3 protein-coding genes and 1 pseudogene are annotated in these 3,981 nt (G+C 35.1%); all 4 read left to right on the forward strand.

Features of this window, described 5'->3' with window-relative positions; all coding sequences use genetic code 11:
* Positions 1–167: 167 nt before the first annotated feature.
* Positions 168–2,096 (forward strand): VWA domain-containing protein, encoded by a 1,929-nt coding sequence (locus P8M54_RS06395; protein WP_300286399.1) that lies wholly within the window; start codon positions 168–170, stop codon positions 2,094–2,096.
* A 14-nt stretch (positions 2,097–2,110) separates the two neighbouring features.
* Entirely contained in the window at positions 2,111–3,364 is a 1,254-nt protein-coding gene (locus P8M54_RS06400; RefSeq protein ID WP_300286401.1) for a dihydroorotase, read from the forward strand.
* A 2-nt stretch (positions 3,365–3,366) separates the two neighbouring features.
* Positions 3,367–3,696 carry a hypothetical protein gene (locus tag P8M54_RS06405; RefSeq protein ID WP_300286403.1) on the forward strand — a complete coding sequence of 110 codons (330 nt, stop codon included), beginning with the start codon at positions 3,367–3,369 and terminating at the stop codon, positions 3,694–3,696.
* 43 nt (positions 3,697–3,739) lie between these two features.
* Positions 3,740–3,981, forward strand: a pseudogene (locus tag P8M54_RS06410) (phospholipase); the annotation flags it as partial.

The following is a 3,981-nucleotide window of genomic DNA, read 5'->3' on the forward strand; positions in this document are numbered from 1 at the left end:
GCATCTAAAAAAGGATAACCCTAAGCAAAGTTCTTCAATAAAAAAACGACTGACTAAAAAAACCGAACTTTGTGAAGTAACAACTGTCTACAAATTTGTATTTTTGACTGCAATAATCAAACTAGCTACATTGTAGATAAAAATAATGTAGAAAACCTAACAAACGAATGCAATTTAAACAACCCGAAATTCTTTACTTTCTTTTTCTACTGATAGTTCCTATTTTGGTCCATTTATTTCAATTTCGTCGCTTTAAAAAGGAATATTTTACAAACGTACAATTCCTGAAAGCACTTAGCGTACAAACACGAAAAAGTGCCACATTAAAAAAATGGCTTTTACTAGTGACTCGATTACTGCTGCTTGCCGCAATCATAATTGCATTTGCTCAGCCTTTTTTCCCGGCAAAAGACAGTAGCACGAAGGCAAACGAAATGTACATTCTTTTAGATAATTCCTATAGTATGCAGGCCAAAGGGCAAAAAGGCGAACTTTTACGACGTGCTGTTCAAGAATTATTAGAAGACCTTCCTGAAAACACTACCTTTTCGTTACTTACCAATTCTGAAAACTTTTGGAACACTGATGTAAAAACTATCCAAAGTGATTTACAAAAAATACAATACAGTGCTCTACCTTTTCAATTGGATAATTTGCTCACTAAAGTTAATGCACATCAATCGGCAACTAATAAAGATATCCTTATCATAACAGATGGCGTAGGCTTGCAAAAAAAGCAAATTCAAAATCTAGGTAAAAACAATACTGCTTATTTTATGATTGCTCAAGCCGAGCAAAAAAATAATGTTTCAGTAGATAGTGTTTATATTAAAGAAACCACTAATGATTTTTATGAAATAGGAGTTGATTTATCAGCATATGGTACTGATGTAAAACCGGTTCCAGTGGCGATATATAATGACGGGAAGCTAATTGCAAAAACAATAAGTCCTATTGAATCAGCAAAAAAGAGTTTAGAGTTCACCATCCCAAAGCAAGTTTTTCACGGCTACATCTCCATAACAGATAATGGTTTAGCCTACGACAATACTTTATATTTTAGCATTTCCAAAGTAAAAAAAATAAAGGTGCTGGCAATAGGCGATCCAGCGGATAACTCTTTTTTAAGTCGCATTTATACCGATGAAGAGTTCCTATTTAGTAGCAGTACAATCGCTAGTTTAGATTACAATATTCTTGGAGATCAAGATGTAGTTGTAGTAAATGAATTAGAATCAATTCCGCAAGCCTTGCAAACTACACTTAAATCAGTAGTCGAAAAAGGAGGAAATTTAGTGATTATACCGGCTGCGTCTACCAACCCTATTGACCTAAGTCGTTTTTTAAGCAATTTTGGATCAATTCAAGTTAATGGCTTTGAAAACGTAGAGAAATTAGTCTCTAAAATTAATTTTGGACATCCTTTGTACCAAGGCGTATTTGAAACTAAAATTAGCAATTTTCAGTATCCTAAAACGTCCGGGACATTCACTTTAAAAAGCACAGCCACGGCAGCATTGTATTATGATGATCAATCTGCTTTTTTAACCTCATTGTCCGCATCAGGCAGCGCTGTATATGTATTTGCAGCTCCACTAAATTTGACCAACTCTAATTTCCAAAAATCACCATTAATCGTACCTACCTTTTATAAAATGGGGACGAGTGATGGTAAAAACGGAATAAATGCTATTACCATTGGAACAAATAGTCCTTACCTAGTACAAGCGCAATTGAGTAAAGATGCTATTTTAGAAGTCAAAAATAAACAAGAGCAGTTTATTCCGATTCAGCAAATTATGAATAACAAAGTAAAATTGACGTTTAATGACTTTCCTGCTGCAGCTGGAAATTTTGAAATTTACAATAAAGAAAACTGGATCGATAACGTCAGTTTCAACACTGCCCGCACAGAAAGTAATTTGGCTGAAGCCAATAAAGAAAACTGGTCTGACTATAAAACTATCGACTCCATCAAAACTATTTTCGACGACCTACAAAGGCAACGATCGGACAATCAACTTTGGAAATGGTTTGTTATCTTTGCTGTATTACTACTCCTTACCGAAATGGCAATTATAAAATTCTTAAAATAAATAGCAGCTATCTTATGAAATTAATCCTCCGAAGCGCAAAAATTATAGATTCTACAAGTCCCTTTCACAATTCAATAGTCGACCTACTTATAAACGATGGTATTATTGATACAATTGCTTCTTCAATTACAAATAATGAAAATATAGAAGAACTAAAATTGGACAACCTCCATGTTTCTGAGGGTTGGTTTGACAGTAGTGTTTCACTTGGAGAACCTGGATTTGAAGATAGAGAAACGATTGCTAACGGACTAGTTGTAGCTGCCAAAAGCGGTTTTACTGCTATTGCATTACAACCTAACTCCTACCCTGTAATTGATAATCAAGCACAAGTAAATTTCGTAAGCAATAAAGCAAACGGGTACGCAACACAACTATATCCAATAGGATCGTTGACAAAGGAAGCGGCTGGTTTGGACATGGCTGAACTGTACGATATGAAAAATGCAGGTGCCATTGCTTTTGGAGATTATAACAAAAGCATCGAAAATGCCAATCTTTTAAAAATCGCACTTCAATACGTACAAGATTTCGATAGTCTTGTAATTGCTTTTCCACAAGATGAAAAAATTAAAGGACAAGGTGTGGCTAACGAGGGAATCGTTTCGACAAGTCTGGGGTTAAAGGGAATTCCAAACCTTGCCGAAGAGTTACAAATTGCTCGTAATTTATTCCTACTAGAATACACCGGCGGAAAACTACATATTCCTACTATTTCCACCGCCAAAAGCGTCGCTTTAATTAGAGAAGCAAAAGCGAAAGGCTTAGCAGTTAGTTGTAGTGTTTCCGTGCACCATCTTGTATTAACTGATGAAAAACTAGAAGGTTTTGATACCCGCTTTAAAGTGGCTCCACCCTTACGAACAGAAGTAGACAGACAAGCACTGCTTGCAGGTGTACTGGATCATACGATAGACCTTATAACTTCAGATCACAACCCAATTGATATCGAGCACAAGAAAATGGAATTTGATATGGCCAAAAATGGAACTGTTGGTCTAGAAAGCGCATTTGGTGCTTTAATGACGGTTTTACCTCTGGAAACTATTGTTGAAAAATTTACAGCTAGAAAAACACTATTTCAAATCGAAAGAGCGAGTATTAATATAGGAGAAAAAGCAAACATGACTTTATTTACTCCTGAGGGTGATGGTGTTTTCACAAAAGCAGCAATCCTTTCCAAATCTAAAAATTCCGCATTTTTAGGACAAAAAACAACGGGAAAAGTATACGGTATAATTAATCAAGGCAAAACAACTTTAGCATAATAATGGATAAAAAAACAATTGACGAAGGAAAAACAGCAGCGATAACCTGTTATATTTTAGGAATAGGTGTATTTATAGCCATGTCAATGAATGCCGAGGACAAAAATAAATTTGCTTCTTTTCACATCCGTCAGGGACTTGGAATTACGATTACTTTTGTTTCTTTGGGACTAATTATTAGTAATTTCGACAGCTTGATGATCTCAGCACCTATGTGGATATTTATAATGATTTTATGGTCGTACGGCATTTTTAGTGCTATTAACGGATCAACCCAACCTATGCCTATCTTAGGGAAATATTTTCAAAAATGGCTTTCAAGTATCGGATAATCAAATATCCTAGTAAATCACAATTCTATTTCAAATAAATTAAATGAGCAATTTAGCATTCGAATACCAAATTAGAGAACCAAAAATAAAGTTAGAAAAAAATCCGCTGCTACTTTTACTCCACGGATACGGTAGTAATGAAGCCGATTTATTTTCGTTTGCAGACGAATTACCTGAGGACTATTATGTCGTATCAGCGAGAGCTCCTTATGACCTACAATATGGGAGCTATGCTTGGTATGCTATTAACTTTGATGCCAACCAAAATAAATTTTCAGATAACGA

Origin of the sequence: Flavobacterium sp. (assembly GCF_029242675.1) — a bacterium.
Taxonomy (GTDB): Bacteria; Bacteroidota; Bacteroidia; order Flavobacteriales; family Flavobacteriaceae; genus Flavobacterium.

Bases quoted from the DNA above. Each gene is read 5' to 3' on its own strand.
- P8M54_RS06395 (WP_300286399.1), top strand. From the start codon at position 168: ATGCAATTTAAACAACCCGAAATTCTTTACTTTCTTTTTCTACTGATA.
- P8M54_RS06400 (WP_300286401.1), top strand. From the start codon at position 2,111: ATGAAATTAATCCTCCGAAGCGCAAAAATTATAGATTCTACAAGTCCC.
- P8M54_RS06405 (WP_300286403.1), top strand. From the start codon at position 3,367: ATGGATAAAAAAACAATTGACGAAGGAAAAACAGCAGCGATAACCTGT.